Genomic DNA, 17747 nt, shown 5'->3' with positions numbered 1-17747 from the left:
TGCGACAAAGATACTGCTACTGAATTGGTGCCATTTTGTCTATTTCAACAACGCCTGCACACTCTCCGCCTACATGGTAGAATTTCCCTTTACCTCTGTTACCGTTTATCTTTCCGTTTAAAATATTGCTTTCTTTTTTCCCCTCGTGAACAAAGCGATGTATTATTCTTAAGGTGCCATCGCTCGCGATTTTTCCTTCCCACTTTGGGGCAGAAATCTTACCGCTTTTGATCGAAACATTTGCTGTAATCTCCCGCCACCCGCACAACGAATTGGTGGCACGTCTCGTCAAAGCCCATCTTCCGTCGAAAGCACTTAAACCGGCAGACCCTGCACCCGTGCAACGACCCTCTCGTGCCTCCATTCCCTCAGCACAAAGAAGGGGGCAGACCCTAGCCCGAATTGCTTTCAGCCCTTTTAGAAGGTCGCCCGTCGGCTCGACCGACGCGAGCTTAATCCCTTGCCGCTTCGCATAGTCGTTCAAAGCTTTCTGGCTGGCGGAACCCCATTTTCCGTCGACCTGGCCAGTAAGGCATCCGATTCGGGCCAACTCCCTCTGGGTGGAAAGAGCAAGTTCGCCGGAGCCATCAGAATCTACTGAAGACCTCTCCGGTTGGACTTCCGGATTGGGATGTTCAAGCCTGGCGACGGTCTTGACGTCGTCTGAAGCCTTTGCGACAGGCCTCCCTTGCACGCGATCTTGTTCTGCCTTTTGTCGATCAGTCGCCTGCCGTTGCAAATCGACCCGACTGTTTATTGCGTCGATCTTTAACTTGGCTAGGGCTACAAACGCGCCATTCGGATATTGCTGTAGGTACGCTTGAAAGAAACTCTTGTCCGCCGAGTCCTTGATCGTTTCCCAATAAGCGATCTCAACCGCATTGTCAGGCCCGACTGGTACCGGCGTGCGGGCGGATTCCGCCTTCGGCTCCTGAATCGGGAGAGGATTCAACACCACATCGCCCGTGAGCGAGGAATTGTCCCATGGAACTTGCTTTCCATACGTCGCTTCGAGCACATCTCGTCGCACATGAACGAGGTCGCGGGTGATATCCTGCCCCGGCGTGCCGAGATGCCTGAGCAATGCAGTTGTGAAGGGGGAGTTTCTACCTGACCCGTCGAATGCCACGTTGCCCGGCTGCGTTGCGAATGCGATGAGAGAACCGACACCGCTGCCAAGCTTGGCTAGACCCCGACCCACAGAACCGGATCGTGTTCCCATCGACCGGGCAAGATTCTCGGCGAGCGGGTTGTCCCGGCAGGCATCGAGGAAGACAAGATTGACCTTAGAAGCGCGCTCCATCGCCGCAAGAACAAGGTCCATCGGCAGTGTCTCGAAATCGAGGTCGTCATAGGACGACAGGTGAGCATCCACAGGCGCCATATAATTGTTGCCGTTAACCTGCAGGCCATGCCCGGAATAATAGAACAGCGCAATGTCCGCCCTATCGAGCTTCTTGATAAAGTTCCGTATCGTGACACGCATCCTGGCCAAATCGAGATCCAGACCGGTCACTACCTCGAAGCCCAAATCTTTCAATTTGGCGGTCATGTCGCTGGCATCGTTCGTGGGGTTAGGAAGTCCGTGTACGTTTTGGTACGCCGAATTACCCATCACCAGCGCAACGCGCCTATCTGCGAGCGCATCCGCCGAAACAGCTGTAAACAATAAGATGAGGATAAAACGAACGCTGCGCATGGCAGGAACAACTCCCCCCGAGCGAACGTATCAGATGCTAATATAACGGAAAAGACCTATCACTGGCAGGAAATGGCCAGATCATTGCCCATGCTTCCACGTAAGGAGCGTAAGTCGTGCAGGGTGGCTGTTTGAATTCATTCCATCTCCGATGCCAATTTCCGCGCAAACGCCAAGGCTTGGCGGCTGCAGCCGCTGCAAAAGCTGAAACCGGAGATGTAGGGTAACCACCTGATCGCCCGCCTAGACCTACTGATCAAAAGTCAGTTGCTCGACCACCTCACCGGAATTTAACCGCATTGGTGCAGCATGGCGCCAAATGCTAGTGAAATTCTGGGCTAGAGATGCCTTGATTCCCAACCCTCTTCATACGGTCGCATTCCATGAGCCAGAGAACCTGCCTGTCCGTCATTCTCGCCGCCGGCGAAGGCACGCGCATGAAAAGCGCCGTGCCAAAAGTGCTGCACCCGATCGCTGGCCTGCCGATGGTCGCCCATGTCGTCAAGGCTGCGGAAGCCGCAGGCAGCGGCGATCTGGCGCTGGTGATCGGCCATGGCGCCGACGAGATGCGCAAGGCCACGCAAAAGTTCGCGCCGAAGGCGGAGACCTTCGTCCAGGACAAGCGGCTCGGCACGGCGCATGCCGCGCTGGCGGCTCGCGATGCGATCTCAAAGGGTTACGACGACATCCTCGTCATGTTCGGCGATACGCCGCTGATCGATCCGGAGGTGCTGACGGCTGCGCGCCTGAAGCTGACTGATGGCGCTGCCGTCGTTGTGGTCGGCTTCCGCAGCTCAAATCCGTCCGGCTATGGCCGGCTGATCGAAAAGGGCGGCAAGCTCATCGCCATCCGCGAGGAAAAGGACTGCACCGACGAGGAGAAGAAAATCACCTTCTGCAATGGCGGGCTGATGGCGGTTGCAGGCAAGCACGCGCTGCAGCTGCTCGACCAGGTCGGCAACGACAACGCCAAGGGCGAATATTACCTCACCGACATCGTCGAGATCGCAAGCGGGCAAGGCCTTAATGTCATCGCCGCAGAAGCCGGCTTTGAGAATGTGCTCGGCATCAACAACCGTGCCGAACTCGCTGCGGCGGAAGGCATCTGGCAGGCGCGCCGGCGGCGCGAAGCCATGCTCTCCGGGGTTTCCCTCATCGCGCCCGAAACCGTATTCTTTTCATACGATACCGAGATCGGCGCCGATACGATCGTTGAGCCCAATGTCTGGTTCGGACCGGGCGTGACAATCGCCACCGGCGCCAGGATCCATGCCTTCAGCCATATTGAGGGCGCCACGATCGCTTCGAATTGCGATGTCGGCCCGTTTGCACGGCTGCGGCCGGGCGCCGATCTCCGGCAAAAAGCCAAGGTCGGCAATTTCTGCGAGGTCAAGCAGGCGACGGTCGAGGAGGGCGCCAAGGTCAATCACCTGACCTATATCGGCGATGCTCGCGTCGGCGCCGGCGCCAACATCGGCGCTGGAACCATCACCTGCAATTATGACGGCTACTCGAAGTTCTTCACCGATATCGGCGAGGGCGCTTTCGTCGGCTCGAATTCGTCGCTGGTGGCGCCTGTCACAATCGGCAAGGGCGGCTACATCGCTTCGGGCAGCGTGATCACCGAAAGCGTGCCCGACGATGCGCTCGCCTTCGGCCGCGCCCGCCAGAGGACGCTGCCCGGCAAGGGCAAGGAATTGCGCGAGCGTTTTGCTTCGGCTGCGGCTGCCCGGAAAAAAGGCTAGCCTGGCTGCGGTAATCGGATTGCCAGCGCACTCGGTCATGGTGCATCTGTGCAGAACCGTTCCGGCTGATACGGAACAAAACGCAATGTGATTTTCGCGGCAGCCCGGCCAACCCTAAATAGCGCCGGGTTTTCATGCCGGAATCGGGGGCAACGTCTATGTGCGGTATCGTCGGAATCGTCAGTCACTCGCCGGTCGCGCCACTGATCGTCGATGCGCTGAAAAGGCTCGAGTATCGCGGTTATGATTCGGCCGGCGTCGCCACCGTCGAGCACGGCCAGCTGGCGCGTCGCCGCGCCGAGGGCAAGCTGATCAATCTCGAACGCCGGCTGAAGGACGAACCGCTCGACGGCATGATAGGCATCGGCCATACGCGCTGGGCGACGCATGGCGTGCCCAACGAGACCAATGCGCATCCGCATTTTTCCGACGGCGTCGCCATCGTCCACAACGGCATCATCGAGAATTTCGCCGAATTGCGCGACGAACTGATGCGCGACGGCTACACATTTTCATCGCAGACCGATACCGAGGTCGTCGCACACCTGGTGGGGCGCGAACTGGCCAGGGGCCTGCAGCCGGTCGAGGCCGCGCACCAGGCGCTGAAGCGGCTGGAAGGCGCCTTTGCGCTGGCCATCATGTTCACGGGAGACGAGGATCTCATCGTTGGCGCGCGCAACGGCCCGCCGCTGGCCGTAGGCCATGGCGATGGCGAGATGTTTTTGGGCTCCGACGCCATCGCGCTTGCCCCCTTCACCAATTCGATCACCTATCTGGAGGATGGCGACTGGGCGGTGGTGCGCCGCAACGACGTCGCCATCTTCGACATGGACGGCAACAAGGTCGACCGCAAGCGCCAGCAGTCGCTCAGCACCAGCTTCATGGTCGACAAGGGCAACCGGCGCCATTTCATGGAGAAGGAAATCCATGAACAGCCCGAGGTGATCTCGCACACGCTGGCGCATTATGTGGATTTCGTTGGCGGCGTCTCGAAGCCGCTCGACTTGCCGTTCGATTTCGCCAAAATCGACCGGCTGGCGATTTCGGCCTGCGGCACTGCCTATCTGGCCGGCCTGATCAGCAAATACTGGTTCGAGCGCTATGCGCGGCTGCCGGTCGACATCGATGTCGCTTCGGAATTCCGTTACCGTGAAATGCCGCTGTCGAAGACAGACGCCGCCTTCTTCATCTCGCAATCGGGCGAGACCGCCGACACGCTAGCCTCGCTGCGCTATTGCCGCAAAGCGGGCATGAAGATCGGCGCGGTCGTCAATGTCCGCGAATCGACGATGGCGCGTGAATCCGACGTTATCCTGCCGACGCTGGCCGGGCCGGAGATCGGCGTCGCCTCGACCAAGGCCTTCACCTGTCAATTGTCGGTGCTGGCCTCGCTTGCCGTGCGGGCCGGCGTGGCGCGCGGTACGATTTCGCAGGAACAGGAAACGACGCTGGTCCGCCAACTGTCGGAAGCGCCGCGCTATGCCAACCAGGTCCTGAAACTCGACGGCCAGATCGAAAAGGTCGCGCGCGACCTCTCGCACTACAAGAACGTGCTCTATCTTGGCCGCGATACCAATTTCCCGCTGGCCATGGAAGGCGCGCTGAAGCTCAAGGAAATCTCCTATATCCATGCCGAGGGCTATGCTGCCGGCGAGCTGAAGCACGGGCCGATCGCGCTGATCGACGAGAACATGCCGGTGATCGTCATTGCCCCGCATGACCGGATTTTTGAAAAAACCGTGTCGAACATGCAGGAAGTGGCGGCGCGGGGCGGCAAGATCATCCTGATCACCGACAGCAAGGGTGCCGCGCACGCCACGGTGAAGACGATGGAGACGATCGTGCTGCCGGACGTGCCGGAAATCATCTCGCCGATCATCTACGCGCTGCCGATCCAGATGCTGGCCTATTTCACCGCGGTGTTCATGGGCACCGACGTCGACCAGCCGCGCAACCTGGCGAAATCGGTGACGGTGGAATAGGCGTGGTTTAAAAAATTCGCAGTTCCAAAGCCGGATGCGGTTCATTAATGTCGCGCCGCAATCAGCGCTGCGGTGAACCATGTCCGATGCTTCCAAGACCTCAGGCATGACCCGGCTGCGGAATTACTTTCTGACAGGCTTTGTCGTCTGCGCGCCGCTGGCGATCACCGCCTACATCGCCTGGTCGTTCATCGGCTGGGTCGATTCCTGGGTGAAACCCTATATTCCGGCGCGTTACAACCCCGATAGCTATCTGCCGGCGCCGGTTCCGGGATTCGGGCTGATCGTCGCCTTGATCCTGATCACCCTGATCGGTTTCCTGACCGCCAATATCGTCGGCCGGGCTATCGTCCTGTTCGGCGAGCGGCTGCTCGGCCGCATGCCGCTGGTGCGCGGCATCTATGGGTCGCTGAAGCAGATCTTCGAGACCGTGCTGTCGAACAAGGGCGACATGTTCCGCCAGGTCGGGCTGGTCGAATACCCGCGCAAGGGCGTCTGGTCGCTGGTCTTCGTTGCCAGCGAGAAGGAAACCGAGATCAACCAGAAGCTCGACCAGGAGGGTGATCCGCTGATCGCGGTGTTCATGCCGTGCACGCCCAACCCGACCACCGGCTTCCTGATGTATGTGCCGAAATCCGATATCGTGCTGCTCGACATGACGATCGAGGACGGCGCCAAGCTGATCGTTTCGGCAGGGCTGGTGGCGCCGGCGGTCAAGACGAACATGGTGACGTTGAACGGCAAGCCGATCGGCGGCCAGATCGGCAATCCGCCGGTGGATGCCGAGCCTCAGCCGGCGCGCAAGAGCCGCACCGCCTCGTCGCGTCCGAACAAATAGAGCAGCATGCGAAGGGCGGCGCCGCGTTCGGATTGCAGTTCCGGATCGCGCGACAGGATCAGCCGCGCGTCGTCGCGAGCGGCTTCGAGCAGGTCGGCATGCGCCTCGATGCGCGCCACCTGGAAGCCAGGGGTGCCGGACTGGCGGGTGCCGAGCAACTCGCCTTCGCCGCGCAGCTTCAGATCCTCCTCGGCGATGCGAAACCCATCCTCGGTTTCGCGCATCACCGACAGCCGGCGCGTTGCCGTCTCGCCGAGCGGATCCTTGTAGAGCAGCACGCAGGACGACGGTTTTTCGCCGCGACCGACCCGGCCGCGCAACTGGTGCAACTGAGCGAGGCCGAAGCGCTCGGCATGCTCGATGACCATGATCGTCGCATCCGGCACATCGACGCCGACCTCGATGACCGTGGTGGCGATCAGGATGCGTGTCTCGCCGGCCTTGAAGGCGCGCATCGCCTCGTCTTTTTCGGCGCCCTTCATGCGGCCGTGCACCAGGCCGATCCGGTCGCCGAACAGCGGCTTCAAGGAGGCAAAACGGTCCTCCGCCGACATCAGCTTGATCTCTTCGGACTCCTCGACCAGCGGACAGATCCAATAGATCTTCTGGCCGTCGGCGACTGCGTCGCGCATGCGGCCGACAAGTTCGTCGAGCCGCTCGAGCGGCAGGGTGACGGTGCGGATCGGCTGGCGCCCGGCCGGTTTTTCCGTCAGCTTCGACACATCCATGTCGCCGAAAGCAGTCAGCACCAGCGTGCGCGGGATCGGCGTCGCCGTCATCACCAGCATGTCGGGCGCGTCGCCCTTGGCGGTGATGGCCAGCCGCTGGTGGACGCCAAACCGGTGCTGTTCGTCGATGACGGCGAGGACGAGGTCGTGGAACGTCACCGTTTGCTGGAACAGCGCATGGGTGCCGACGACGATGTCGATCTCGCCACTGGCCAGGCCGGTCAGCGTCTCGGCGCGCTCGCGGCCCTTTTCGCGGCCGGTGAGGATGGCGATGCGCAGGCCGGCTTGTTCCGCCAACGGCGCAATCGTCGCAAGATGCTGACGCGTCAAAATTTCGGTCGGCGCCATCAATGCCGCCTGGCCGCCGGCCTCGACAGCGCGCGCCATGGCGAGCAGCGCGACAACCGTCTTGCCTGACCCGACATCACCCTGCAGAAGGCGCAGCATGCGTTCGGGGTCACCGAGATCGGCATTGATTTCGGCAAGCGCCATTTCCTGCGAATTGGTCAGCGAATAGGGAAGGGCGGCGCGCAGCTTTTCGACGAAGCGGCCGTCGCCGACCAGCGGCCGGCCGGACAGGCGGCGGACTTTTGCGCGCACCAGCGCCAGCGACACCTGGCCTGCCAGAAACTCGTCATAGGCGAGACGCCGCCAGGCCGCGCCGTCGACGGACACGTCGATCGGGTCGGCGGGATTGTGGATGCGGGAGAGAGCATCACCGAAGGCGGGAAAGCTGCGGCGGCGCAGAAACTCACCCTCCTGCCATTCCGGCAGCACCGGCAAGCGAGCGAGCGCCTGGCCGATTGCCCGGCGCAGCACTTTTCCCGAGAGGCCGGCGGTGAGCGGATAGACCGGCTCGACCAGCGGCAGGTTTTCCACTTCGCTGGCCAGCGCGATGTGGTCGGGATGAACCATGGTCGGGCGGCCGTTGAACCATTCCATGCGGCCGGAGACCACGACATGCTCGCCCTCCGGCATCGCCTTTTCGAGATAGGCGGCATGCGCATGGAAGAACGTCAGCGCGATCTCGCCGGTGTCGTCATGGGCGTAAACCCGGTACGGCACCGATCGGTTGCCGCGCGGCGGCGGCTGGTGGTGATCGATGCGCACTTCGAGGGTGACGATCGCGCCTTCGACCGAACCGGCGATGCCCGGCCGGTTGCGGCGGTCGATCACCGAATGCGGCAGCACGAACAGAAGATCGCCGGCACGTGCGGGGCGGCGGTCGCCGAGATCGGCCGGCACGATTTTCTCGATCAGGGCGCCGACCTTCGGCCCGACGCCGGCAAGCGAGGTGATCGGGACAAACATCGGATCGAGGAGGGAAGGTCTCACGGGTGAGAGACCACGCGATGTCGGCGCTCACCCCCCTCTGGCCTGCCGGCCATCTCCCCCTCAAGGGGGGAGATCGGCAGCTTTGCCGACAGCGTGCCTTCTACAGCATTGGAGATTTGCGAAAGCAGAAACAACATCCAATCTCCCCCCTTGAGGGGGAGATGTCCGGCAGGACAGAGGGGGGTCTTAGCGCCGACGGTGTCAGGAGTGTATGTCACACCGGGATGTTAGACACCCGCCGGACCGTTGCAAGGCTGACACCGCGCTCTATCCACGCTATATGCGCCGCTTCAGGCAAGGATGCTGGACAATGACCGGAACAAGACGATCAAGCGAGGGGCTCGACGCCCGCCGCCGCAAGCTTCTGTTTCGATCCTGGCATCGCGGCATGCGCGAAATGGACCTTATTCTCGGCAGTTTCGCAGACGCCGAGATCGGCGGCTTGACCGGCGACGAACTCGACCAATATGAGAGGCTCCTCGAAATTGCCGACACCGAATTCCTGCCCGTGATCACCGGCGAGCGGCCGATTCCGGCTGACATCGACTGTGCCGTCCTGCAAAAAATCCTGGCGTCGCGCCAGGCGATGACATTCTGAAATACGTGATTCCATGAGCCTGATCCCCACAATCGGCCTGCCGAAAGGCCGCGCCGGCCAGTTCATCGTCGACGGCGTCGCCGATGGTTACGAAGCCTTCGCGCTGGTGCAGGCCGCGCACGAGATCGCGCCCGACAAGCCGGTGCTGTTCGTGGCACGTGACGGCCAGCGCCTGCCTGCGATCGTCGAGGCGCTTTCCTTCGCCGCGCCTGGCCTGCCGGTGCTCGGACTGCCGGCCTGGGATTGTCTGCCCTATGACCGCGTTTCGCCCGGCTCGGATGCAGCCGCGCGGCGCCTGGACGCGCTCACCGCGATGATCGCGTTGGCAAAAAACCCGCACCGCGCCGTCATCCTGACCACCGCCAACGCGCTGCTGCAGCGCATTCCGCCGGCAAGCCTTGTCGAGGCGCAGACATTTCACGCCAAACCCGGCAACCAGATCGACATGAACGCACTGGCGTCGCGGCTGGAGGTATCAGGCTTCGAGCGGGTGCCGACCGTGCGCGGCGTCGGCGAGTTCGCCGTGCGCGGCGGCATTCTGGACCTGTTGGCGCCGGGCTGGACGGAAGCGCTCAGGCTCGATTTCTTCGGCGATACGCTGGAATCGATCCGCGTCTTCGACGCCGCCACGCAGCGCACCACCGGCCAGCGCAAGTCGATGGCGCTGCAGGCGATGAGCGAAGTGGCGCTGACGCCGGAGACCATCAGCCGCTTCCGCCGCTCCTACATCGACGCTTTTGGCGCGCCCTCGCGTGACGATGGGCTCTATGCGGCGGTCAGCGAGGGACGGCGTTTTGCCGGCATGGAGCACTGGCTGCCGTTCTTCTACGAGCGGCTGGAGACGGTGTTCGACTATCTGCCGGACACGCCTGTCGTGTTCGATCATCTGGCGCATGAGGCGCTGGCGGAGCGCCATGCGCTGATCCTCGACCATTACGAGGCGCGCAGGAAGCAGGCCGACGGCGCGCTGAAGGACGCCGTCCCCTATAAGCCGGTGCCGCCCGACCTGCTTTATCTGTCGCCGGAAAACCTCATCGCCTCGCTTGGCCCGCGCGAGGCGATCGACTTCACGCCGTTCGACGCGCCCGACGCCGGCGCCAGGAAAATCTTCCATGCCGGGTCGCGGCACGGCCGCAGCTTCGTCGAGGAACGCGCCGACCCCAACGTCAACGTCTTCGACGTCGTTGTAAAACACATCGCCGACGAGCGCGCCGCCCGCCGTCGCGTCGTCGTCGCCGGCTGGACCGAAGGTTCGCTCGACCGGCTCGGCCAGATCCTGGCCGAGCATCATCTCGGCAACCTCGAGCCGGTGGCTACGCTGGCCGAGGCGGAAAAGCTCGAACCGGGGCAGGCGGGACTTGCCGTGCTGCCGCTCGAATCCGGCTTCGAGACCGAGAAACTGGTCTTCGTCGCCGAGCAGGACATTCTGGGCGACCGGCTCATCCGTCGCTCGAAGCGCAAGAAGCGCCCTTCCGATTTCATCGCCGAGGCCTCGGCTTTGTCCTCCGGCGACATCGTCGTCCATAGCGACCACGGTATTGGCCGCTTCATCGGGCTGCGCACCATCGAGGCGATCGGCGCACCGCATGATTGCCTCGAAATCCATTACGCCGGCGACGACCGGCTGTTCCTGCCGGTGGAGAACATCGAGCTTTTGTCGCGCTATGGCTCGGATTCGGCCGAAGCGACATTGGACAAGCTTGGCGGCGGCGCCTGGCAGTCCAGAAAAGCGCGGCTGAAGCGGCGGCTGCTCGACATGGCCGGGCAGTTGATCCGCATCGCCGCCGAGCGGCATATGCGCGCTGCCCCTTCGCTGGTGCCGGCAGACGGTCTCTATGACGAATTCGCCGCGCGGTTTCCCTATGAGGAGACCGACGACCAGCAGACGGCGATCGATTCGGTGATGGGCGACCTGGGCGCCGGCAAGCCGATGGATCGGCTGATCTGCGGCGATGTCGGCTTCGGCAAGACCGAGGTCGCACTTCGCGCCGCCTTCATTGCGGCGATGGAAGGCTTTCAGGTCGCGGTGGTGGTGCCGACGACGCTGTTGTCGCGCCAGCATTTCAAGACCTTCTCGCAGCGCTTCTCCGGCCTGCCGATCCGCGTCGCCCAGGCCTCGCGGCTGGTCGGCGCCAAGGAACTGGCAGAGGCCAAGAAAGGCATCGCCGACGGCACCGTCGACATCGTCATCGGCACTCACGCGCTGCTCGGCTCGTCGATCTCGTTCAAGAATCTCGGCCTGTTGATCATCGACGAGGAACAGCATTTTGGCGTCAAGCACAAGGAACGGCTGAAGGATCTGAAGAGCGATGTGCATGTGCTGACGCTGTCGGCAACGCCGATCCCGCGCACGCTGCAACTGGCATTGACCGGGGTGCGCGAACTGTCGCTGATCGCCACGCCGCCGGTCGACCGCCTGGCGGTGCGCACCTTCATCTCGCCCTTCGACCCGCTGGTCATCCGCGAGACCCTGCTGCGGGAACGCTACCGCGGCGGTCATTCCTTCTATGTCGTGCCGCGCATCAGCGATCTGGCGGAAATTCATGATTTCCTTCGTGAATCCGTACCCGAGCTAAAGGTGGCTGTCGCTCACGGCCAGATGCCGCCCGGCGAGCTCGACGACATCATGAACGCCTTCTACGACGGCCAGTACGATGTGCTGTTGTCGACGACCATCGTCGAATCCGGCCTCGATATCCCGACCGCCAACACGCTGATCGTGCATCGCGCCGACATGTTCGGCCTGTCGCAGCTCTACCAGCTGCGCGGCCGCGTCGGCCGCTCGAAGGTGCGCGCCTATGCGCTGTTCACGCTGCCGGCCAACCGCAAGCTGACCGATACCGCCGAGCGCCGGCTGAAGGTGCTGCAGTCGCTCGACACGCTCGGCGCCGGTTTCCAGCTCGCCAGCCACGATCTCGACATCCGCGGTGCCGGCAATCTTCTCGGCGAGGAGCAGTCCGGCCACATCAAGGAGGTCGGCTTCGAGCTCTACCAGCAAATGCTGGAGGAGGCCGTTGCCGAGGTCAAGGATTCCGGCGAGGTGCAGGATGGCGGCTGGTCGCCGCAGATCGCCGTCGGCACGGCGGTGATGATCCCCGAAAGCTATGTTCCGGACCTGCAGCTGCGGCTGGCGCTCTACCGCCGCCTCGGCGATCTCGAAAACACCGAGGAGATCGACGCTTTCGGCGCCGAGCTGATCGACCGCTTCGGACCGCTGCCGGAGGAAGTGAAGCATCTCTTGAAGATCGTCTTCATCAAGGCGCTGTGCCGCAAGGCCAATGTCGAAAAGCTCGATGCCGGACCAAAGGGCGTCGTCATCCATTTCCGCAAGCGCGAGTTCTCCAACCCCGTCGGGCTGGTCACCTTCATCGGCGAGCAGGGTTCGCTGGCCAAGATCCGGCCGGACCACAGCGTCGTTTTCGTCCGCGACTGGCCGACACCTGAAAAGCGGCTGGCCGGTTCAGCGGTCGTCATGACGCAGCTGGCAAGGCTGGTGGAGAAGGCGGCTTAGCGCGGCTCAGCCGGCTCCCCCTTCTCCCCTTGTGGGAGAAGGTGGCCGCGAAGCGGTCGGATGAGGGGTGTTCCAGCTTGGCAAAACCGCGCTCCGGCCAACACCCCTCATCCGTCTTGGCGCTGCGCGCCAATCCACCTTCTCCCACAAGGGGAGAAGGAAAGACAGGCGGCGAGCTTGCGCCATTCGCCACCACCGAAATTCCGGTCTAGAATAGGAAATCGGCTTCGTGTATGGAGCCGCGATCCCCATATTGGGGCGAAATGGCGGGCGACAGCACCCGCTGGAAAGAATTTTGGGTGCAACGATGACGAAATGGTCGCCGAATTCGTGGAGAGCAAAGCCGATCCAGCAGGTTCCTGCCTATCCGGATCTTGCCGCGCTGAAGAACACGGAAGCCCAGCTCGCCACCTTTCCACCGCTGGTTTTTGCAGGTGAGGCACGCAAGCTGAAGAAGCAGCTTGCGACCGTCGCTGCCGGTGACGCATTCCTTCTGCAGGGCGGCGATTGCGCCGAGAGTTTTGCCGAACATGGCGCGGACAACATCCGCGACTTCTTCCGCGTCTTCCTGCAGATGTCCGTGGTGCTGACCTTCGCCGGCGCGCAGCCGGTGGTGAAGGTCGGCCGTGTTGCCGGCCAGTTCGCCAAGCCGCGCTCGTCGGACGCCGAGACCAAGGGCGGCGTGACCCTGCCCAGCTATCGCGGCGACATCATCAACGGCATCGAGTTCGACGCCAAGTCACGCATTCCCGATCCCGCACGCCAGGAGATGGCCTACCGCCAGTCGGCGGCGACGCTCAACCTGTTGCGCGCTTTTGCGCAGGGCGGCTACGCCAGCCTGGAGAACGTGCATCAATGGATGCTCGGCTTCGTGTCCGACAGCCCGCAGGGCGAGAAATACGAGTCGCTCGCCAACCGCATCACCGAGACGATGGACTTCATGAAGGCTGTCGGCATCACCTCGGAGACCAATTACGCGCTGCGCGAGACCGACTTCTACACCAGCCACGAGGCGCTGCTGCTCGGCTACGAGGAGGCGCTGACCCGCGTCGATTCGACCTCGGGCGACTGGTATGCAACCTCCGGCCACATGATCTGGATCGGCGATCGCACCCGCCAGCCCGACCATGCCCATGTCGAATACTGCCGTGGCATCAAGAACCCGCTGGGCCTGAAATGCGGCCCGTCGCTGACGCCGGACGGCTTGTTGCAGCTCATCGACCTGCTCAATCCGGAAAACGAGCCCGGCCGGCTGACGCTGATCGCGCGCTTCGGCTCCGACAAGGTCGCCGAGCATCTGCCGAAGCTGGTGCGCGCAGTGCAGAAGGAAGGCCGCAGCGTGGTGTGGTCGTCGGACCCGATGCATGGCAACACGATCGAGGCCGCCGGCTACAAGACACGGCCGTTCGACCGCATCCTGAAGGAGGTGCAGAGCTTCTTCGAGGTGCATCGCGCCGAAGGCACGCATCCGGGCGGCATCCATATCGAGATGACCGGCAAGAACGTCACCGAATGCACCGGTGGCGCCCGCGCCATCACCGCCGAGGAATTGCAGGACCGCTACCACACCCATTGCGACCCGCGCCTCAACGCCGACCAGGCGATCGAACTGGCGTTCCTGGTCTCGGACCTGCTCAAGAAGAGCCACCCGGTTCAGCACAAGCAGGCCGTCAACGGCTGATTTCAGTCGCCATCGGAATTCACGATAAAGAAGCGCCGGAGAAATCCGGTGCTTCTTGATTCCGCATTGAATTCCACGCATCTTGCGATAGACTGATTGCGATATGCAATCGGTTATGTATCTTCGCGCGAGGACATAAACGGAGGCACCGATGGCCAGGATCGTCTATGCCATGCTGATGTCCCTGGACGGCTACATCGCCGGGCCGGACGGAGACATTGCCTTGCCGATACCCGAAGGGGAGTTGCACCGGCATTTCAACGACATGATGGGGCAGACCTCGATCGCGCTCTGTGGACGCCGGATGTACGAGGTGATGCGCTTCTGGGACAGTCCGGACCGAGAGACCGGTGCCGAGATCGAGCGTGATTTTGCCCGCGCCTGGCGCGAGACCCCAAAGATCGTGTTTTCGACGACGCTTCGGGAAGTCGGACCCAATGCCCGTCTGCTGAACGGCGATGTCGAGAACGTGGTGAGATCCCTCAAGTCGGAAGCGGATGGCCAGATTACCGTTGCCGGCGCCGATCTTGCCGCGCATCTTGCACGCTCGGGTCTGATCGACGAGTACCCGCTCTACATCCACCCGGTCGTGCTTGGCGGCGGCAAGCCGTATTTCCAGTCCGGCCTGTCGCTGACCTTGAAGCCGCTTGGTAAGGAAACCCTAACCCAGGGCGTGACGCTGCTGCGCTACGCACCCGCCGGTTTTTAGCCAGGATCCGGCTAGCGGCCGCGCTCCCAGCGCAGTCCGTTGAGCCGGGGATCGGCGGCAAACGCCGTCCTGGAAAACTCGATCCGGTTTTGCGGGAACTCGCAGATCGCCTGCACGCCGAAGGCGCCCAGCCTGATGCGCCAGGTGTGGGGTTCCAGCGGTTTCGGCTTGGCAAAGCCGCTGCATGCCAGCAGCGCCACATTAGCGCCTTTCGGGTCGCGCACGGAGCGATAGCGGATCGCCTCCAGCCCGGCTTCGCGCGCGACATCGGCAATATTTTGGCAGGCCGCATAGTCGGTCGGGTGCGTCCACGCCGCTGCGTCGCGGTCGAGCGGCGGCCGCGTCAGGTCGATCACCTTTGTGCTGCGTATCGCTGCGGCGAAGGCGGTGTATTCGGCGGCGTCGCGTGGCCACGGCGTAGCCGGCGATTCGGCGAAGAACAGCAGGCGGTAAAAAGCCATCTCAGAGACGGCGGTCATAATGGTTTCCGCCGCATAGTAGACGCCCTTGGTCCTGCCGGCGCGGCGGAAGCGCGAACCGTGCGGATAGATCGAGCCGTAGCGGAAGGGCGTTGCCAGGAGATAATGCAGATGCCGGCATTCCAAGGGGATTTGCGGCTTGGTTTCCTCGATCAGGTCTTCGAGGACGGCCTGCTCGTCTAGCGTGTCAACGACTTTCAATGTCGAGACGCGGTGCTGCGCCTCGACCATGCGCCAGTATTTGCCATCGAGCCCATGCTTGCCACCTCGTTTGGCGGCTTCAGACGAGAGCGCGTCGGGAGTCCAGATAGGCGATGACATCGACAAGCCCTGATATCGTCACGATTTTTTCGAGCGGGGTGCCATCGAAGGCCGTGTTGGCATTCTTCAGCCATGCCCGGGCGACGGTCTCGTCGCCGCCGACAATGGCGTCGAGCGAGCGGAACAGGCGGACGAACAGCACGGCAAGCTCGAACGGCTTGGTTCCACGCTCCAGCAGGAATTCCTGCCTGCGCATGCGCGAAACCGTGGCTTCCGAAACCCCGATGATGGAGGCCAGCATCCTGGCGGTAATGTCCAGCAGGTCGGCGGCGCGCAGCGTCGCCTTGGTCAGCACTGCATTTTCGGCCGTATTGGCGGCGAGATTGGGTTGCATTGTCGGCAGCGTCTCCTTTCTGATGAAAATATAGCGCACAAAAATTCATATGGAAAGTTATTGCTTTAACAATTGGCGGACCGTCGAGAGGCTGTTGGCGCGGCCTGCCGCTTTCTCCCAACCGTGCTGTGCGGAACACGCCCGTCGAATGTCGCATTCGCTTGAGCACGGCCGCTGCAAAACTGGAATCCTGGCAAGGGACGCCGAGGATCACGGCTGCGTCGGGAGGCCCGAGATGGACAACACACATAGCGGCTCTTGCCTGTGCGGGGCTGTGCGGTTCAAGACGCGAGGGGCCTTGCGCGGCGTCATCTACTGCCACTGCTCGCAATGCCGGAAGCAGAGCGGGCATTTCTACGCTGCAACCAATGTTGCCAACGCAGACATCACGATTATGGGCGCGGAAAGCATCACCTGGTACCAAGCATCGTCGTTTGCCAGGCGCGGTTTCTGCAAGACATGCGGCTCGTTGCTGTTCTGGAAGCCGCAGGATGATGAATATGTTTCGGTTCTCGCCGGACTGTTCGACAAGCCCACCGGACTTCAGGGCCAATGCCACATATTCGTCGGCGACAAGGGCGACTACTACATGATCGACGATGGGCTGCCGCAGTTCGAAAAGTCGACGCCGTCGATCAAGGTCGCCGATGAGTGACAAGCTCGCCGGCAAATGATTTTGCAGCGATCGCCTTATTCCCTTGATCCGGCCATTGCGCTATCCCCTGCCGGTGATTCGGAAAGGTTTGGCATGCAGCGGCTGATCGATGCTTTTTACAATTCAGTGCGGGCATTTCGCAAACTGGCTTCCAGCGAAAAAGCCTTCCAGCAGGAGCTGATGCTGCTCGTGCTGGCGCTGCCGCTCGGCTGGTTTGTTTCGGTGTCGTGGCGCGGCTATGCGCTGCTGATCGGCGCGGTGCTGCTGCTGATCATGGTAGAAGTGCTGAACACCGGCATCGAGGCCGCATGCGATGCGTTCAGCCGGGAGTTCAACGTCGATATCCAGCTCGCCAAGGACTGCGGTTCGCTGGCGGTGCTGATTTCGGTGGTGATCGTTGCCGGCGTCTGGGGCATCGCCATCATCGAGCGAATCATGGGGCTACCGATCTAGCCATCAAACCCCTACATGCCGGTCACCACAACCTGATCCCATGATCTGTTCCGAACCCGGTATCCACTTTCCGGGATCATGGTCTGAGGAGACCGACATGACCGCCGATTCCCTGCTGCTCCAACGCGCAGGCCTGCCGGACGATTTGCGCTGGCTGGCTGAAAAATACCCGCGAGAGGTCTGGCAGGGCCACGCCAATATCCATGGCATCGCCACTATGTGGCTGCAGCGGCACGACATGTTCCGCGAGCTCGGCGGCATGCTGACCAACGGCACTGACGACTATCGCGAGGGCCGGCTGACGGCGCCGGAGTTCGCGCGCTGGTTCGCGCCGCGGCTCAATCATTTTCTTGGGCACCTCGACGGCCACCATAATGTCGAGGATATCCATTATTTTCCGGTCTTCGCCAAGGCCGAGACCCGGCTGAAGCGCGGCTTCGAGATTCTCGATGCCGATCATCATACGATCCATGAAGGGCTGGAGCGCAATGCCGAGGCGGCAAACGCTTTCATCCGCACGCTAAGCGAGAGCGAGGACAAGCAGCGCTTTGCCGCCGATGCCTATGCCGACGAGAACAGCCGGCTGATCGCCATGCTGACCCGGCACCTTGCCGACGAGGAAGACCTGATCATCCCGCTGATCCTTGATCGCGGCGACCGGGCGCTCGGCATCGACTGA

General features: G+C 62.3%; 14 protein-coding genes. 10 read left to right on the top strand and 4 right to left on the bottom strand.

The window, feature by feature from the left end:
• Positions 1–16 precede the first annotated feature (16 nt).
• Positions 17–1699: a caspase family protein gene (locus AC0L3O_RS15900; protein WP_473616018.1), complete on the bottom strand. Its 1683-nt coding sequence runs from the start codon at positions 1697–1699 to the stop codon at positions 17–19.
• A 383-nt stretch (positions 1700–2082) separates the two neighbouring features.
• On the opposite strand from AC0L3O_RS15900, the gene glmU reads away from it, so the two are divergent.
• The 3 genes from glmU (at position 2083) to AC0L3O_RS15885 (ending at position 6264) form a co-directional block, all read left to right on the top strand.
• Positions 2083–3444, top strand: a complete 1362-nt coding sequence (gene glmU / locus AC0L3O_RS15895; protein ID WP_023801093.1) for a bifunctional UDP-N-acetylglucosamine diphosphorylase/glucosamine-1-phosphate N-acetyltransferase GlmU — start codon at positions 2083–2085, stop codon at positions 3442–3444.
• A 158-nt stretch (positions 3445–3602) separates the two neighbouring features.
• A complete protein-coding gene (gene glmS / locus AC0L3O_RS15890) occupies positions 3603–5426 on the top strand; it encodes a glutamine--fructose-6-phosphate transaminase (isomerizing) (protein ID WP_128168999.1) in 1824 nt (607 codons plus the stop codon).
• 79 nt (positions 5427–5505) lie between these two features.
• Complete coding sequence (locus AC0L3O_RS15885) at positions 5506–6264, top strand: DUF502 domain-containing protein (RefSeq protein ID WP_031255660.1); 759 nt, start codon at positions 5506–5508, stop codon at positions 6262–6264.
• Here AC0L3O_RS15885 and recG read toward each other — a convergent pair.
• Entirely contained in the window at positions 6216–8303 is a 2088-nt protein-coding gene (recG, locus tag AC0L3O_RS15880; RefSeq protein WP_473616038.1) for an ATP-dependent DNA helicase RecG, read from the bottom strand. The genes AC0L3O_RS15885 and recG overlap by 49 nt on opposite strands.
• Positions 8304–8637: 334 nt before the next feature.
• On the opposite strand from recG, the gene AC0L3O_RS15875 reads away from it, so the two are divergent.
• The 4 genes from AC0L3O_RS15875 to AC0L3O_RS15860 all read left to right on the top strand — a co-directional run bounded on the left by AC0L3O_RS15875 (position 8638) and on the right by AC0L3O_RS15860 (position 14826).
• The gene (locus AC0L3O_RS15875) at positions 8638–8925 is read left to right on the top strand and encodes an FAD assembly factor SdhE (protein WP_023801098.1); all 288 of its coding nucleotides are present in this window, start codon (positions 8638–8640) and stop codon (positions 8923–8925) included.
• Between the two features lie 13 nt (positions 8926–8938).
• Positions 8939–12436: a transcription-repair coupling factor gene (gene mfd / locus AC0L3O_RS15870; RefSeq protein WP_473616017.1), complete on the top strand. Its 3498-nt coding sequence runs from the start codon at positions 8939–8941 to the stop codon at positions 12434–12436.
• A gap of 307 nt (positions 12437–12743) precedes the next feature.
• A complete protein-coding gene (locus AC0L3O_RS15865; protein ID WP_091593609.1) occupies positions 12744–14117 on the top strand; it encodes a class II 3-deoxy-7-phosphoheptulonate synthase in 1374 nt (457 codons plus the stop codon).
• Positions 14118–14268: 151 nt separating this feature from the next.
• Positions 14269–14826 (top strand): dihydrofolate reductase family protein, encoded by a 558-nt coding sequence (locus tag AC0L3O_RS15860; protein ID WP_473616016.1) that lies wholly within the window; start codon positions 14269–14271, stop codon positions 14824–14826.
• An 11-nt stretch (positions 14827–14837) separates the two neighbouring features.
• Here the strand turns inward: AC0L3O_RS15860 and AC0L3O_RS15855 are convergent, their stop codons facing one another.
• Both AC0L3O_RS15855 and AC0L3O_RS15850 read right to left on the bottom strand, forming a co-directional pair.
• Positions 14838–15626 (bottom strand): RES family NAD+ phosphorylase, encoded by a 789-nt coding sequence (locus AC0L3O_RS15855; RefSeq protein ID WP_473490285.1) that lies wholly within the window; start codon positions 15624–15626, stop codon positions 14838–14840.
• Entirely contained in the window at positions 15586–15960 is a 375-nt protein-coding gene (locus tag AC0L3O_RS15850; protein WP_091593990.1) for an MbcA/ParS/Xre antitoxin family protein, read from the bottom strand. The genes AC0L3O_RS15855 and AC0L3O_RS15850 overlap by 41 nt, the downstream gene beginning before the upstream one ends.
• A 235-nt stretch (positions 15961–16195) precedes the next feature.
• On the opposite strand from AC0L3O_RS15850, the gene AC0L3O_RS15845 reads away from it, so the two are divergent.
• From AC0L3O_RS15845 to AC0L3O_RS15835, 3 genes are all read left to right on the top strand, one after another.
• A complete protein-coding gene (locus AC0L3O_RS15845; protein WP_473531032.1) occupies positions 16196–16615 on the top strand; it encodes a GFA family protein in 420 nt (139 codons plus the stop codon).
• 93 nt (positions 16616–16708) lie between these two features.
• The gene (locus tag AC0L3O_RS15840) at positions 16709–17068 is read left to right on the top strand and encodes a diacylglycerol kinase (protein WP_091593617.1); all 360 of its coding nucleotides are present in this window, start codon (positions 16709–16711) and stop codon (positions 17066–17068) included.
• 97 nt (positions 17069–17165) lie between these two features.
• Positions 17166–17747: a hemerythrin domain-containing protein gene (locus AC0L3O_RS15835; protein ID WP_473616015.1), complete on the top strand. Its 582-nt coding sequence runs from the start codon at positions 17166–17168 to the stop codon at positions 17745–17747.

Source organism: Mesorhizobium sp. WSM4810 (genome assembly GCF_055811235.1).
This window is presented reverse-complemented; position numbering and strand designations above follow the sequence as displayed.